Here is a 15,090-nt window from a genome sequence, read left to right on the forward strand (position 1 = left end):
ACAACAACCAGCTACACTGGAAACCAGGCATCTAGCACAGCTAGAAAACCACGCCTGAAACCCAACCAGGGTCACAACTAACTGGCGGGCAGCGGCCGGAACGTGTTTTCCTGTGCGACTGGGATTGCTACGATTTGCTGTAGGGATAATTATGGTTGAATTTCTGTTGTTTCTCATTCCCTCGCTCAGCTATGTGCTGGTCAGGCGCCGATCGCTCGGAATGCGGCGCGCAGGGGCGAACGTGGGCTGGCAATGGGGGAGCTGGCGCACCGCAGGCTTCGCAGTCGCTCTCTTCAGGAACCCGTCTGGTGACTTCAGCCGATCTCACGACGCCTGGAGTGGTGATTGCACAAGGAATCAGCCTGGCGGTCATCCTGAGAGCGGTGGGCGAGGAGATCTTCTTTCGCGGATTCCTCGGCGGAATGCTCCTGCGACGGCTGGGGTTTTGGGTAGGAAACACAGTGCAAGCTGCGATTTTCCTGCTTCCACATCTGTTACTACTCACTATCGACGCCAGGCTGTAGCCGATTCTGCCCATGCAGTTTGTTGCCGGGTGGCTTCTTGGTTTATTAAGACCCCTTTCGGGGAGCGTAATCGAATGCGCAATCCTGCACGCTGCCCTCAATACCGCGATAGGGATGCTGGTGGGTTATTAAGTATGGTGGCCCTTCTCGGCCCGGCATTGGTGGGCTTAGAAGCCAGACCCCGACATTGCGCCCCGGAGGTTGCCCCAGAACTGCCCCCACGAGCCCGAACTTCGGGAGGGTAATGTCGGGGCCAACGCGCAACCAAAGAAAACCCGTACCGGCACACAGGTGAAACACAAAACCCGCTCCGGATGAGAGCGGTCCTTTTGGTGCCCCTGGTGAGACTCGAACTCACACTGGACGGGTTTTGAATCCGTTTCCTCTGCCAATTGGGATACAGGGGCGTGAAACAAAATATTAGCCCATGGCCGGTACGGAAATAAAATCGCCTAGACTTGGGTGCCATGAAGTTGATGTTGATCGATGGGCACTCGATGGCGTTCCGGGCCTTTTATGCGCTTCCGGCGGAGAATTTTTCCACTTCGGGTGGGCAGCATACGAACGCTGTGTATGGCTTTTTGTCGATGCTCGCGAACCTGCTGAGTGAGGAAAAACCTGATCACATCGCCGTCGCGTTCGATGTGGGCCGCAATACGTTCCGCACCGAGCTGTTCCCAGACTATAAGGCGCAGCGTGAAGCCGCGCCGGAGGAGTTTCGGGGCCAGGTGGAGCTCATCGAGGATGCGCTGAACAAGCTGGGTATCACCACGATCCGCAAGGAAAACTACGAGGCGGACGATATTATCGCTACGCTCGCCACGGCGGCGAAGCCTCTCGGCTTCGAGACATTCATCGTCACAGGTGACCGCGATTCCTTCCAGCTGGTCAATGACACCACCACGGTGCTGTACCCGATGCGGGGCGTATCCACCCTGCATCGTTTCACCCCGGCGGCGGTGGAAGAAAAATATGGTCTGACGCCGAAGCAGTATCCGGAGTTTGCGGCGCTGCGCGGTGACTCCTCCGATAATCTGCCGGGGGTGCCGAAGGTGGGGGAGAAGACGGCTGCGAAGTGGATCCAGCAGTACCACACCATCGATAACTTGGTGGAACACGCGGATGAGATCAAGGGTGTGGCGGGTAACAATTTCCGGGAGCGCCTCGACCAGGTGAAAATGAACCGCACCCTCACGGAGATGGTGAAGGACCTTGAGCTGCCCGTCAGCCCCGACCAGCTAGCGTTCCAGCCCGCGGACATCACTGAGATTGCCACCACCTTTGACGAACTCGAATTCGGCACCAACCTGCGCGAGCGCATCCTTTCAGTAATCAACGCCGAGGTCACCGACGCGCCACAAGAAGTCACGGAACTGGTCGTCGATAAGCAGGCGGTGCGGGAGTGGCTGCCACGCGGGCCGCTCGCTGTGGCGCTGCAGGGGCAGCAGCTGGCGCTTGTCGACGCCGACCGCCACGCACTCCTCGTGGACCTCGCGGAGCTCGATGAGGAGGACTCCGCGGCGCTCGCCAAGTGGCTGAAATCCGAGGAGCCCAAGTTCTTCCACGACGCGAAAGCCGCCTGGCACGCCCTCGCCGATCAAGGCTATGAACTAGACGGCATCGCGCACGATACCGCTCTGGCCGCCTACCTGGTGCGCCCTGGTCAGCGCACCTACTCCCTCGCGGACGTCTACCAGCGCCACCTGAAGAAACAGCTGGCTGCGGACACAGATCAGCTTTCGCTGCTGTCCGACAACACAGAGCTCGCCGACCACGCCGCAGCGGTGTGGGAACTTGCGGAAGAGCTCACCAAGGAACTCCAGAAAATCGAGGGCTACGAGCTGTACCAATCCCTCGAGCTGCCACTGCTGAGCATCCTGGCGCGCATGGAAGCCACCGGCATCGCCGTGTCGGTGGCGGCCCTGGAAGAGCAGCGCGACACCTTCGTGGAAATGGTCGCCGATGAGGAAGCCGCCGCCCGGGAATTGGCGGGCGACCCGAACCTGAACCTGTCCTCCCCGAAGCAGCTGCAAGTGGTGCTGTTTGAGACCCTGGGCATGCCGAAAACCAAGAAAACGAAGACGGGATACTCCACGGCAGCCAAAGAAATCGAAGCACTGGCGGTCAACCATCCGCACCCGTTCCTGGATCACCTGCTGGCCCACCGCGAATACCAGAAGATGAAAACCACCCTGGATGGGCTGATCAAGTCCGTCGCCTCCGACGGGCGGATCCACACCACGTTCAACCAGACGGTCGCGTCGACAGGCCGACTGTCTTCTACGGAACCGAACCTGCAGAACATTCCGGTGCGGACCCCGGCGGGGCGTCGCATCCGCGCGGCATTCACCGTGGGCAAAGGGTACGAGTGCCTGCTCACGGCCGACTACTCACAGATCGAGATGCGCGTCATGGCGCACCTGTCTGGCGACCCCGGACTGATCGACGCCTACCAAAAGGGTGAAGACCTGCACAATTACGTGGGCTCTCGCGTGTTCGACGTGCCGGTTTCCGAGGTCACCCCGGAGCTGCGCCGCCGCGTGAAAGCCATGTCTTATGGCCTGGTCTATGGCCTGTCTGCGTTCGGACTGGCCGGGCAGCTCGACATCACCCCTGGCGAGGCGAAGAAAATCATGGAGGCTTACTTCCAGCGCTTCGGCGGGGTGCGCGACTACCTGTCCAAGGTGGTGGAGCAGGCCCGCAAGGACGGCTACACGTCCACGTTGTTCGGGCGCCGCCGCTACCTGCCGGAACTCATGTCCGATAACCGTGTGGCCCGAGAAAACGCGGAGCGCGCCGCCCTCAACGCCCCGATCCAGGGCACCGCTGCGGACATTATTAAGGTGGCGATGATCCGCGTCGACGCCGCGCTGAAGGGCATGAAATCCCGCATGTTGCTGCAGGTGCACGACGAACTCGTGCTGGAGATCGCCCCCGGCGAGCTGGAAGAAGTCAAGGCCATCGTGGAGCGGGAGATGGACGGCGCCATCTCCCTGTCCGTGCCGCTGGAAGTGTCCGCAGGCTCCGGGGAAAACTGGGACCTAGCGGCGCACTAGAGCTCGTCGATACGCACAATCCGGTGCGCGCACGCGGCGAGCAGGCGGTGGTCGTGCGAGATGAGCAGCACGCCACTGCCGTCCTCGGCGCGCTTGGTGAGCAACTGAATCACGCCCGCCGTGGCAATGGGATCCAGAGCCGAGGTTGGCTCGTCGCACACCAGATAGCGCGGCTGCTGCGCGAACGCCCGGGCGATGCAGGCGCGCTGCAGCTGCCCGTCACTGACGTGCTCCGGGGTGCGCTCGAGCAGCTCGGGGGAGAGGAAACACTCTTGCGCAAGCTGCACGATGTCCGCGCTACCACCCGAAATGTCCAGGGGTTCCCTAATGATCTCGGTAAGCGTCCAGCCGGGGTTGGTGGCGGCGCGGGGCGATTGGTGGATCGTGGCGATCCGCGGATCTCGGCGTTTCAATGGCACATCGTCGATGGTGACGTGACCTGCGGTGGGCTGGTAGCGACCGGTGAGAATACGGCCCAGCGTGGTTTTCCCGGACCCCGAGGCGCCGATGAGGCCGACGATCTCGCCCGGCGCGATCGATAGCGTCACGTCTTCTAAGACAGATTTGGTGCCGAAGCGGATGCTGATGTTGTGCGCGGTGAGACTAGCCACTGACGAACTCCTTTGTCAGGCGCAGCCCACCGCTTGGTAGGGCCGCGAGCAGCGCCTTGGTGTAGGGGTGGGTGGGATTGTCCAGCACGTGCGGGCCGTGTTCGACGATCTCACCGTGGTGCATGACGGAGATGTGGTGGCAGATGCCGGCGTCGATGAGGTCCTCGATGTCGTGGGTGATGAGCAGCACCGTGGTGCCGCTGTCCGCGATCTCCCGCAGCAGGGCGAGGATCTCCAGGGTGAGGTCGGGGTCGAGCGCGCTGGTCGGCTCATCGGCAACGATCACCTGGGGATCTCCTGCGAGGGCGCCGGCGATGGCGACGCGCTGCATCATGCCACCGGAGAGCTGGTGGGGGAAGTAGTCGGCGATGTCCGGGGTCAGGTGCACCAGCTCCAGCAGCTCCGGCACCGTGTGCATGCCGGTGCTCAGCTCGGCGAGTTGCGGGCCGATGCGGCGCACCGGGGTAAACGACGTCGCGGCGGACTGCGGGACGAAGCTGACGTTTGAGCCGCGCAGGGCGCTTAACGACGCCCCAGGTTTCCGCGTTGCCGCTGCCGACTCACATTCGGTTAAGCGTTCCCCCGCCACGCTGATTGTGCCGGTAACACTGCACCCTGGCGGGATCGCGCCAAGCAGGGCGCGCCCCAGCGTGCTTTTTCCTGAACCGGATGCGCCGACGAGGCCGTGGACCTGACCGGGGGTGAGCTCTAGGGTGGCGTCATGCACCAACGTGGTGCCATCGTCAGCGGTGACCGTGAGCCCAGCGACCCCGGTGTCGGGAACCTCAGCAGCAACGGCAAGGTCGGCGTCACAGTCTCGCGCTGTGGTGTCTTTCTTGCGCATCAATGACATCGCGGAGATCGTGGTCAGCAGCAACACAATGCCGGGGAACACCAGGGACCACCAGGCACCTTTCATGATGTCCTCGCGCGCCAGATCCATCAGCGTGCCGAGCGACGGCTCATTGGGCTGGATACCCAGGCCCAGGAAGCTAAGCGCTGATTCGTGCCACACCGCGTGGGGCATGAGCATGGTGATCGCGACGACCGCTTGGCTCAGCGCCGCGGGGAAGTAGTGGCGGCGCAGGATCCAGCGGGGCCGGGCCCCGGCCCCGTAAGAGGCATCGACGAAATCGGAGGCGCGCACGGACAGCACCGTGGAGCGGATAATACGGGCCACCGGAGCCCAGTGCGTGATACCGATGGAAATGATCAGCGCCGGAATCGATCCCTGAAACAGGGCGACGATCACCACGGACAAAATCATGTGCGGGATCGAGTTGATGGCGTCGGTAAGCCGCATGATCACGCGGTCCACCCAACCACCCAACGTCGCCGCACTTAGGCCCACTATCACGCCCAGCGCGGTAGCCAACAACGCGGAAATCAGGCCGATCAGCAGCGACACCCGCAGCGCCTGCGCGGTACGCACGAACAGGTCAAAACCGAAATGGTCCGTGCCCCACCAGTGTTCGCCACTCGGGGCCTGCAGGGCTGTGGCGAAACTCGGGGAGCCTTGATCCAGCAACGCCGGAACCAACAGTGCATACAACAACACCAGCACAAACAAGCTGGCACCTAAGCGTGGTTTAAACATCGGTCACCCTCGGATCAATCAAAACGTAGGCAATGTCACTAGCCAGCGACCCCAACATCACCACCACGGTTGTCGCCGCCGTGATGAACGCCAGGAGCGGAAAATCCACCGCAATCGCGGACTCGACCGTGGCGAAAGCCAGGCCCGGCCAGGAAAACACCGTCTCCACGATGAGCGCCCCCACCACCAGCTCACTCAGGCGCGCACCGATCAGCGTCACCAACGGCATGAGGGACATCGGCAAGATGTGGCGCAGCAGAATCTTCCGCTGGCTCAGCCCCCGCAACCGGGCGGTACGAACCGCCTCTGACGCCGAAGCATCACGCGCAGCCTGCTGCATCGCCAGCAACGGCCAGGACAGCTGCGAGATCGCCAACACACACGCCGGTGCAATCAGATACGGTCCCACATTCGCCAGCGACGGCTCCCGCCCGATCGGGGCAGCCCCACCGATCGGGATGGCATGCAGCAACAAGCCGAAGAACAGCACCGTGCCCAGCGCATACACATACGACGGCGTCGCAGCGATAAACACACCCACCGCCGTGACACAGCGATCCACCAGCCCGTGCGGATGACGAGCAGAAAGAATCCCCAGCACCACAGCCAGCAGCATCAGGATCGCCAGCCCCACCGCAGATAGCAACAGCGTCCACGGCAGGCGCTCCACAATCACATCCGCCACCGGCTTGTGATAAATCCGGGACCAGCCCAAATCACCCTGCAGCAAGTGCTGCCACCAATACAGCCACTGCCCCCACCACGGCCGATCCATACCAAGCGACGCCGCGATCTCCGCCAGCTCCGCATCGGTATAACTGCCGTAGTCGGAACCTAAGTGATGGGCCAACGGGTCAAACGGCGACACCGCAGCCAAACCGAAAATCGCGAACGTCACCCCGAACGTGGTGAAAGCAGTAATCACCAAGCGGGTGCCGATCATCTTCGGCAGGCTGCGCACATTATCGCGATGTGTCAGCATAAGCTACTTAGACCACTCCGACATCCGCCACCACGGACCCCACGTCGCATCGTGGATGTGTGGCTCAATAATCACGCCCGGCTTCTGGTAACCGTTCGGCTTGGACACGTAAATGTGATCCAGATTCAGCAGCACCAGTGCGGAAGGATTGTCGAAGTACAGCTCCTGCGCTTTCTTCCACAACTCATTGCGCTTATCGGTATCTACCTCACTGCGAGCCTCATCCAGCAAGGCATCCAGCTCCGCAGAACCGTAATCACCCGGGTTGGCGTACTTGCTCGTGGCCTCCGTACGGGTGTGCAGATACTCGTACACCATCACCGTCGGATCATATGGGGCAGAACCGCCGCCCAGCACCGCGGCAGCCTTGCTCAGCTGCGGGGCAATCTCATCCCAGGTCCCCGACTTGAGTTCAAACTCCAGGCCCAGTTTCTTCATCTGCGAAGCGAACTCCACCGCGATGTCGCGCCGGGTGGTGTCGTTTCCGGCGTAGAACAGGTCGATGTGGAACGGCTTGCCGTCCTTCTGTCGCATCCCATCGGCGCCCTTGACCCAGCCCGCCTCATCGAGAAGCTGCTCAGCCTTCGCGGTGTCGTACTTGAATCCCACCTGAGGGTTGTGGGCGTCGCCGTAGAGTTTGGAGAGCAGGGTATCGATGGAGACACCGTAACCGGAGAGGGTGCCGTCGATAAGCGCCTGCCTATCGACGCCGTAGTTCAGAGCCTGGCGCACCTTCGGGTCCGCTAGTTCCGGCACCTTCGGGAAGGAAATGCCACGCCAGTCCGCGGTGTGAGCGACGTCGATGTTCAGGTTCTTGGCGTTCTTCACGCTGGCCGCCTGGGCCGGTGGGATTGCCGCACCGTCAACCTCACCAGCGACGACGCGCTGCGCACGGGCCGTATCATCGGCAGCGGTGGTGATCACCAGCTCACGAACCGGGGGAGTGCCGCCCCAGTAGTTCTCATTAGCCTTGAGGACAGTTTCATCGGCCTTGTGCGAGACAAAGACGTACGGCCCGGTGCCCACAGGGTGGGTGTTCAGCTCCGAATCGGCCACCGGGACACTGTCGTTCGTCTTTTCCGATGGGGTGATCGCGTACGCCAGGCGAGAGTGCATCTCCGCCAGCGGGTACTTCAGCCGGAACACCACGGTGTGCTCGTCTGGGGTTTGCACCTCATCGATCATGTTGTAGCGGGCGACCACCTCGGAACCGGCCTTGAGATCGCGGGCCACGTCGTAGGAGGCCTTCACATCGGCGGAATCGAAGTCGGAGCCGTCGGAGAATTTGATGCCCGTCTTGAGCTTCACGGTCCATTCGGTGGCATCGGCGTTGTGCGTCGGCATCTCGGCGGCGAGCGCGGGTTCAAACTCCGGGATGGTGTCCGGGGAGCCGGCCTTCGGGCGCAGCAAGCCGTCGTAGACCGGGCTCACGCCAGTTTGGCCGAACCCGGATGCCGGGTGGTATTTCTTGGCGGCTGCACGGTCCGCGAGGACCAAGCGCTCGGGGAACTCGCCGGAGGCTTCGCTCTGGCCTGGGTCGCCACACGACGTCAGAGTCAGAGCCAGCGCTGGGATGAGCAGCAATGGACGCTTCATTTTTACCTTTCTGAAGAGATAACTTCGGTTAGCTGAAATAAGGGCATACTAACCTAATCCTAGAATGATAATGGAAGCTGTTATCAAAATAAATAAGGTTTGTGCGAGACAAAAATCACAGTGCCCGGAAACACCTTCCCCCTCATCGGCGACCACTGGCCCCAATTCTCCGTCAGCCCTTCCGGCCACTCTGGCTCAATCACATCATCGAGAACAAACCCCACCTGTAATAACTCCCGAATCCGATCGCCCATCGTCCGATGCTGCTCCGCATACGTCACCTCACCGCCCGCCACCTCGACATAGCCCGACCGGTCAAAATAGCTAAACTGCACCTCAAAGCTCTCCGGATCATCGGCAAAAATCCACCGCATCGGATGATTGATAGACATTACAAAACGACCGCCAGGCTTCACGACGCGCACAGCCTCCCGCAACACATCCACCGAAGATTCCACGAACGGAATCGCCCCGAACGCCGAGAACGCCACATCAAAAGCTCCATCGGCAAACGGTATCTCCAGGGCGTTGGCCTGGACGAGGTTTCCCGACCCGTGCCGAAGCATCCCCATCGACAAATCAACCCCGACCGCCAAGTCGGCCTGACCTTCGAGCCATCGCGTACAGGAGGCCGAGCCACAGCCAATTTCTAGGACTCGTTTGTTTCGGACGTCGCCAAGCAGCCGTGCGTCCTTTTCATGCAACATCTCGGGACACCAATAGAAGGACGAAAGATAGTTTTTGTGTGACTCGTGGTAGTTGTGTGCATCCTGATCCCACCAGACGCGGTTCGCTGCCGAAAATTCTGAAGACATATGCCACTTTCTATTTGATTCTGCAGGTAAAAGGGACTATTGTTTGTGAAGCGTGTCTGCACGGGCGCGCGGTGGATACTCTATAGGAAAGTGTCATACCCGCGTTCTTGCACTTCAGACCCGCAAATCCCTGTCCATTTTCGATTTCCTATAAGCTTTCGGAGCTATTAACACATGCCCAACCACAACGTTCCTCAGGTAGCCATCAACGACATCGGCACCGCTGAGGATTTCCTCGCAGCGATCGACGCCACCATCAAGTACTTCAACGACGGCGACATTGTTGAAGGTACCGTCGTCAAGGTCGATCACGACGAGGTACTGCTCGATATCGGATACAAGACCGAAGGTGTCATCCCATCCCGCGAGCTGTCCATCAAGCACGACGTTGACCCAGACGAGGTCGTGCAGGTCGGCGACCAGATCGACGCACTCGTCCTCACCAAGGAGGACAAGGAAGGCCGTCTGATCCTCTCCAAGAAGCGCGCACAGTACGAGCGTGCTTGGGGCGCCATCGAGGAGCTCAAGGAGAAGGACGAGCCAGTCACCGGTACCGTCATCGAGGTTGTCAAGGGCGGCTTGATCCTGGATATCGGTCTGCGTGGCTTCCTGCCAGCATCCCTCGTCGAAATGCGTCGCGTCCGCGACCTCGACCCATACATCGGCCAGCAGATCGAAGCCAAGATCATCGAGCTGGACAAGCACCGCAACAACGTGGTCCTCTCCCGCCGCGCATGGCTCGAGCAGACCCAGTCCGAGGTCCGCTCCGAGTTCCTCGCACAGCTGCAGAAGGGCCAGGTCCGCAAGGGCGTTGTTTCCTCCATCGTCAACTTCGGCGCATTCGTCGATCTCGGCGGCGTAGACGGCCTCGTCCACGTTTCCGAGCTGTCCTGGAAGCACATCGACCACCCATCCGAGGTTGTTGCCGTTGGCGACGAAGTCACCGTCGAAGTCATCGACGTTGTGCTTGAGCGCGAGCGCGTCTCCCTGTCCCTGAAGGCAACCCAGGAAGACCCATGGCGCGTCTTCGCACGCACCCACGCTGTGGGCCAGATCGTGCCTGGTAAGGTCACCAAGCTCGTCCCATTCGGCGCATTCGTCCGCGTCGAAGAAGGCATCGAGGGCCTCGTCCACATCTCCGAGCTGGCTGAGCGCCACGTCGAGGTCCCCGACCAGGTCGTCTCTGTTGGCGACGAAGCAATGGTCAAGGTCATTGACATCGACCTCGAGCGCCGTCGCATCTCCCTCTCCCTCAAGCAGGCCGACGAAGACTACACCGAAGAGTTCGACCCATCCAAGTACGGCATGGCCGACTCCTACGACGAGCAGGGCAACTACATCTTCCCAGAAGGCTTCGACCCAGAGACCAACGAATGGCTCGAAGGCTTCGAAGAGCAGCGCGCAGAGTGGGAAGCTCGCTACGCAGAGTCCGAGCGTCGCCACCAGCTCCACACCGCACAAATCGAGAAGAACCGTGCCGCTGCAGCTGAAGCTGCAGCATCCGCACCAGCAAACTACTCTTCCGAAGCATCCTCCACCGAGGCTGCAGCACCAGCAGAAGAGTCCGCAGGTTCCCTCGCATCCGACGAACAGCTCGCAGCACTTCGCGAAAAGCTCGCCGGCAACTAGTCACTAACTAGACCCCAAGGCCCGCCCCCATCGAGAGGCGGGCCTTTTGCGTACACTAAACACATGCTCATCGGACTCACCGGAGGCATCGGCTCCGGAAAATCAACAGTAGCCACCATGCTCCGCCACCGCGGCTTCACCATCATCGACGCAGACCAAATCGCCCGCGACATCGTTGAACCCGGAGAACCCGCCCTCGCCGCCCTCATCGACGCCTTCGGCCCCGACATCATCGACGGCCAGCGACTCAACCGGCCCAAACTCGCCGAGATCGCCTTCGCCTCCCCATCGGCAACTGCACGGCTCAACGCGATCATGCACCCAAGAATTCGGGAAGAAACCGACCGACGCATCGCGCAAGCTCCCGGAGACGTTGTCTACGACATGCCCCTCCTCGTCGACCTCGGCCTCCATAAAAACATGGACCTCGTCGTCGTTGTCACCGTTGACCCCGAAACCCGCGTGCAACGCCTCATCGGACGTGGTCTTACAGCCGACGACGCAAGGAAACGGATGAGTGCGCAAATTTCCGATGATCAGCGTAACGCGGCCGCCGATGTACTCATCGACAACAATGGAACGCTGGAAGAGCTGCAGCTGCAGGTCGATGCACTCGTGGAAAGGATTCGTCATGCTTGAAAAGCTGGTCGGTACGTGGCCAGGGACGGGCAAAAGGCCTTTACCCGACGATTGACCCCTTTCGAATACGAAGAGACCAACGAACTCCCGGGAAGCCGTTTCAGGTGTATGCACAGAAGACTAAAGGGAGGCGAGGTCCGATGCATACCGAAACGGGTTTCCTCCGCCAAGTTGCCGATGGGAGGGGGAGTTTATTCGCTCTCCGCCTACCGGTCAGGCGGAGATTCTCGTTTCCCTGGACGTGTCGAATGTCTAGAATTCAAGCACGGCGAAGCGAGTGTATTGCCCTGGAGGGCGATACACTGCGCTCGGAGTTTTTTTATGGCTGCGGTGGGGAGTGTCTTGTGGCGTAGTAGTCGTATGTGAGTCCGCGCCAACCGGAGGTGAGGAGGTCGTTTCCGGAGTAGCGGATGGGGTCACCTTTTCTTCGTTGATGTCCGGGGTAGCCGCCGTTGCCCCGGACTATTCGTCCGTGGTTTTCGTTGTCGGGGTCGTCGTCGTTCATGCCGTTGTGTGTTGGGCATAGCGGGGTGAGGTTTTCCCAGGATGTTTCTCCGCCTCGGGACCAGGCGTCGATGTGGTGGGATTGGCATTCGGCGGCGGGGCGGTGGCAGCCGGGCCAGGAGCAGATGAGGGTTTCCAGGTTGGCGATCATGCGGTGTGCGCCGGTGGAGCAGCGGGTGTCTTGGATGGGGGCTACTGCGGTGGCGTGGGCGACGCCGTCGGCGTCGAGGGCGGTTTGGAGAACCCAGCCGGTGTTATCGAGTTGGCCTTTGAGGGCTTCCTCGGGTGTGATACGGGCGCCGTCGGCGGTGACCAGGTAGCCGCGGTCCCAGATGAGGGAGCGGTCGACGGGGATGAGGAGGACGGGTTTGTAGGTGGGGGTGGTGTTTGCCGATGGGGAGAGGAGTTTTTGTTTGAGCCAGATGTCGAGGGCTTGTCCGAAGGTGTGGGTGTCGCGTTTTTTCTCGATGAAGGGGCGGGATTGTTCGCGGATGTGGGCCCATTCGGCGTCGGTGAGGTGGAAGGTGATGCGGCGTCGGCCCCAGAGGTCAGGCCGCTTTGCGACGCCGACGGTTCCGCGTGGCGGGTGAGGTTTGCCATATTCGTTGACGGCGGCGCGGAGGTGGTCTTCGGCTTCGTCGTAGGAGCGGCCACGGACGGCTGCGAGGAGGGTGGGGATGGCTTCGGGCTGCATCTTCTTGGCCCAGCGGGCGACGAGGACGAGGATGTGGACGGGGATTCCGGTGGCGGCGTCGGCGTGGTCTTTGAGGCGTTTGTAGGTGCTCAGGAGGCTACGGATGTAGGTTTCCGACATGCCGGATTGGTGGGCGAGGTCCGAAATGCCGATGAGGCGTGCGTGGCGGGCGCAGTCTTCGAGGATGGCGATGCCTGGGGCATGGGCTGCGGCGAATTCGGAGAACATGGCTGTGAAGGTAGCCGAGCGGGAGGGGAAGTGGGCGTCGGAAAGCGTGGCGCCTGTGGATAACTTCGGTTTTCCACAGAGGGTAGGCTAAACGGCATGGCTTTCCCTGCAGAACATCCTTTGATTCCGGTATCGGAGCATCGGCCGGAGGACATTGAGCGTAGTGATGCGCGGTTTGAGGTTATTTCGGAGTTTGAGCCGAGTGGTGATCAGCCGCAGGCGATTAAGGAGCTGAGTGAGCGGCTGAATCGTGGGGAGCGGGACGTTGTCCTGATGGGCGCCACGGGTACGGGTAAGTCGGCGACGGCGGCGTGGTTGATTGAGAAGATGCAGCGGCCGACGCTCGTGATGGCGCCGAATAAGACGCTGGCGGCGCAGCTGGCGAACGAGTTGCGACAGTTGTTACCGAACAACGCGGTGGAGTATTTCGTGAGTTATTACGACTACTATCAGCCGGAGGCGTATATCGCGTCGAGTGATACGTACATCGAGAAAGACTCGTCGATCAATGAGGATGTGGAGCGGCTGCGGCACTCGGCGACGTCGAGCCTGCTGAGCCGTCGCGACGTCGTCGTGGTGAGTTCGGTGTCGTGCATTTACGGCCTGGGCACGCCGCAGTCTTATTTGGACAGGTCGGTGCAGCTGAAAACCGGGGAGGAGATTGAGCGCGACAGGTTCCTCAGACTCCTCGTTGACATCCAGTACGCCCGCAACGACGTCGCATTCACCCGCGGCACGTTCCGCGTGAAAGGCGACACGGTGGACATCATCCCTGCCTACGAGGAACTCGCGGTGCGGGTCGAGTTCTTCGGCGACGAGATCGACACCCTTTACTACATCCACCCGCTGACCGGCGACGTCATTCGCCAGGTCAACGAATTGCGCATCTTCCCTGCAACCCACTACGTGGCCGGCCCGGAGCGGATGGAAAAAGCGATTCAGGCGATTAAGGAGGAACTGGCCGAGCGCCTCGCGGACTTCGAAAACCGCGGGAAACTCCTGGAAGCCCAACGCCTCCGGATGCGCACCGAATATGACATCGAAATGATCGAGCAAGTCGGCTTTACCAGTGGCATCGAGAACTACTCCCGCCACATCGACGGCCGCCCGGCGGGATCCGCACCGGCCACCCTGATTGATTACTTCCCGGAAGACTTCCTCACCATCATAGACGAATCCCACGTCACCGTCCCCCAAATCGGCGCGATGTATGAGGGCGATGCGAGCCGGAAACGAAATCTGGTCGATTTCGGCTTCCGTCTGCCGAGCGCGCTGGATAATAGGCCCCTCACTTGGGAAGAGTTCGACGCGCGCAAAGGCCAGTGCGTGTACATGTCGGCGACCCCGGGCAAGTATGAGCTAGCGGCCACGGGCGGCGAGTTCGTGGAGCAGGTCATCCGCCCGACGGGCCTGGTGGATCCGAAGGTGGTGGTGAAGCCGACGAAGGGCCAGATCGACGACCTCATCCATGAGATTCGGCTGCGGACGGAGAAGGACGAGCGCGTCTTGGTCACCACGCTGACGAAGAAGATGGCCGAGGATCTGACAGAGTACCTGTTGGAAAACGGGGTACGGGTGCGCTACCTGCACTCGGACATCGACACCTTGCAGCGCGTGGAGCTGCTGCGCCAGCTCCGCCTCGGCGAATACGACGTCCTGGTCGGCATCAACCTGCTCCGCGAGGGCCTCGACCTGCCGGAGGTGTCGCTCGTCGCAATTTTGGACGCGGACAAGGAGGGGTTCCTGCGTTCCACCACCTCCCTCATCCAGACGATCGGCCGCGCGGCCCGCAACGTCTCCGGCGAGGTACACATGTATGCAGACCGGATCACGGAGTCGATGCAGTACGCTATCGAGGAGACGGAGCGCCGCCGGGAGAAGCAGATCGCCTACAACACCGAGCACGGTATTGATCCGCAGCCGTTGCGCAAGAAGATCGCGGACATCCTGGAGATGGTCGAGGAGAGCACGGGTGACGCGGCAGTGGTCGTCGAGAAGCGCGACACGTCGTCGATGGCGCAGAGCGAAATTAAGCAGCTTATCGACGACCTGACCGCCCAAATGGGAGCCGCTGCGCGTGAGCTGAAATTCGAGCTCGCGGGCCGGCTACGTGATGAAATTCTCGATCTGAAAAAGGAGCTACGCGGTTTGAATGAAGCCGGAATCTAGTCCGTATGTAAAATCAGTTTAAGTACATTCTCCTATCCGAATGAGG

11 protein-coding genes and 1 tRNA gene are annotated in these 15,090 nt (G+C 61.1%); 5 read left to right on the plus strand and 7 right to left on the minus strand.

Going from position 1 to position 15,090, the window contains the following annotated elements; translation table 11 throughout:
- Positions 1 to 308: 308 nt before the first annotated feature.
- Positions 309 to 524 (plus strand): CPBP family glutamic-type intramembrane protease, encoded by a 216-nt coding sequence (locus ACZ6ZO_RS10625; RefSeq protein WP_465292531.1) that lies wholly within the window; start codon positions 309 to 311, stop codon positions 522 to 524.
- Positions 525 to 854: 330 nt separating this feature from the next.
- On the opposite strand, the gene ACZ6ZO_RS10630 is transcribed toward ACZ6ZO_RS10625, so the two are convergent.
- Positions 855 to 931, minus strand: a tRNA-Leu gene (locus tag ACZ6ZO_RS10630).
- 69 nt (positions 932 to 1,000) lie between these two features.
- On the opposite strand from ACZ6ZO_RS10630, the gene polA reads away from it, so the two are divergent.
- A complete protein-coding gene (gene polA, locus ACZ6ZO_RS10635) occupies positions 1,001 to 3,580 on the plus strand; it encodes a DNA polymerase I (RefSeq protein WP_465292587.1) in 2,580 nt (859 codons plus the stop codon).
- On the opposite strand, the gene ACZ6ZO_RS10640 is transcribed toward polA, so the two are convergent.
- The 5 genes from ACZ6ZO_RS10640 to ACZ6ZO_RS10660 form a co-directional block, all read right to left on the minus strand.
- Complete coding sequence (locus ACZ6ZO_RS10640; protein WP_465292533.1) at positions 3,577 to 4,191, minus strand: ABC transporter ATP-binding protein; 615 nt, start codon at positions 4,189 to 4,191, stop codon at positions 3,577 to 3,579. The two genes, polA and ACZ6ZO_RS10640, sit on opposite strands and share 4 nt — an antisense overlap.
- On the minus strand, positions 4,184 to 5,788 hold the full coding sequence (locus ACZ6ZO_RS10645; RefSeq protein ID WP_465292535.1) for an ABC transporter permease subunit: 1,605 nt from the start codon (positions 5,786 to 5,788) through the stop codon (positions 4,184 to 4,186). Before ACZ6ZO_RS10645 ends, ACZ6ZO_RS10640 begins: the two co-directional genes overlap by 8 nt.
- Positions 5,781 to 6,731, minus strand: a complete 951-nt coding sequence (locus ACZ6ZO_RS10650; RefSeq protein WP_182387569.1) for an ABC transporter permease — start codon at positions 6,729 to 6,731, stop codon at positions 5,781 to 5,783. Before ACZ6ZO_RS10650 ends, ACZ6ZO_RS10645 begins: the two co-directional genes overlap by 8 nt.
- Before the next feature lie 42 nt (positions 6,732 to 6,773).
- Positions 6,774 to 8,366 carry an ABC transporter substrate-binding protein gene (locus ACZ6ZO_RS10655; protein WP_182385996.1) on the minus strand — a complete coding sequence of 531 codons (1,593 nt, stop codon included), beginning with the start codon at positions 8,364 to 8,366 and terminating at the stop codon, positions 6,774 to 6,776.
- An 83-nt stretch (positions 8,367 to 8,449) separates the two neighbouring features.
- Positions 8,450 to 9,181 (minus strand): class I SAM-dependent methyltransferase, encoded by a 732-nt coding sequence (locus ACZ6ZO_RS10660; protein ID WP_465292537.1) that lies wholly within the window; start codon positions 9,179 to 9,181, stop codon positions 8,450 to 8,452.
- 174 nt (positions 9,182 to 9,355) lie between these two features.
- Here ACZ6ZO_RS10660 and rpsA point away from each other — a divergent pair, with 174 nt between their 5' ends.
- Together rpsA and coaE are read left to right on the plus strand one after the other, a co-directional pair.
- Positions 9,356 to 10,810 carry a 30S ribosomal protein S1 gene (gene rpsA / locus ACZ6ZO_RS10665; protein WP_465292539.1) on the plus strand — a complete coding sequence of 485 codons (1,455 nt, stop codon included), beginning with the start codon at positions 9,356 to 9,358 and terminating at the stop codon, positions 10,808 to 10,810.
- Positions 10,811 to 10,873: 63 nt separating this feature from the next.
- Positions 10,874 to 11,449, plus strand: a complete 576-nt coding sequence (coaE, locus tag ACZ6ZO_RS10670; RefSeq protein WP_465292541.1) for a dephospho-CoA kinase — start codon at positions 10,874 to 10,876, stop codon at positions 11,447 to 11,449.
- Positions 11,450 to 11,768: 319 nt separating this feature from the next.
- Here the strand turns inward: coaE and ACZ6ZO_RS10675 are convergent, their stop codons facing one another.
- Positions 11,769 to 12,875: an HNH endonuclease signature motif containing protein gene (locus ACZ6ZO_RS10675; protein ID WP_465292543.1), complete on the minus strand. Its 1,107-nt coding sequence runs from the start codon at positions 12,873 to 12,875 to the stop codon at positions 11,769 to 11,771.
- Between the two features lie 96 nt (positions 12,876 to 12,971).
- On the opposite strand from ACZ6ZO_RS10675, the gene uvrB reads away from it, so the two are divergent.
- A complete protein-coding gene (uvrB, locus tag ACZ6ZO_RS10680) occupies positions 12,972 to 15,044 on the plus strand; it encodes an excinuclease ABC subunit UvrB (RefSeq protein WP_182386003.1) in 2,073 nt (690 codons plus the stop codon).
- Positions 15,045 to 15,090 lie beyond the last annotated feature (46 nt).

The organism is Corynebacterium sp. NPDC104732, assembly GCF_055583565.1.

Excerpts from the sequence above, each read along its gene's own strand:
- rpsA (WP_465292539.1), top strand. The coding sequence starts at position 9,356 with ATGCCCAACCACAACGTTCCTCAGGTAGCCATCAACGACATCGGCACC.
- ACZ6ZO_RS10655 (WP_182385996.1), bottom strand. The coding sequence starts at position 8,366 with ATGAAGCGTCCATTGCTGCTCATCCCAGCGCTGGCTCTGACTCTGACG.
- polA (WP_465292587.1), top strand. The coding sequence starts at position 1,001 with ATGTTGATCGATGGGCACTCGATGGCGTTCCGGGCCTTTTATGCGCTT.
- ACZ6ZO_RS10650 (WP_182387569.1), bottom strand. The coding sequence starts at position 6,731 with ATGATCGGCACCCGCTTGGTGATTACTGCTTTCACCACGTTCGGGGTG.
- uvrB (WP_182386003.1), top strand. The coding sequence starts at position 12,972 with ATGGCTTTCCCTGCAGAACATCCTTTGATTCCGGTATCGGAGCATCGG.
- ACZ6ZO_RS10645 (WP_465292535.1), bottom strand. The coding sequence starts at position 5,788 with ATGTTTAAACCACGCTTAGGTGCCAGCTTGTTTGTGCTGGTGTTGTTG.
- coaE (WP_465292541.1), top strand. The coding sequence starts at position 10,874 with ATGCTCATCGGACTCACCGGAGGCATCGGCTCCGGAAAATCAACAGTA.
- ACZ6ZO_RS10675 (WP_465292543.1), bottom strand. The coding sequence starts at position 12,875 with ATGTTCTCCGAATTCGCCGCAGCCCATGCCCCAGGCATCGCCATCCTC.
- ACZ6ZO_RS10660 (WP_465292537.1), bottom strand. The coding sequence starts at position 9,181 with ATGTCTTCAGAATTTTCGGCAGCGAACCGCGTCTGGTGGGATCAGGAT.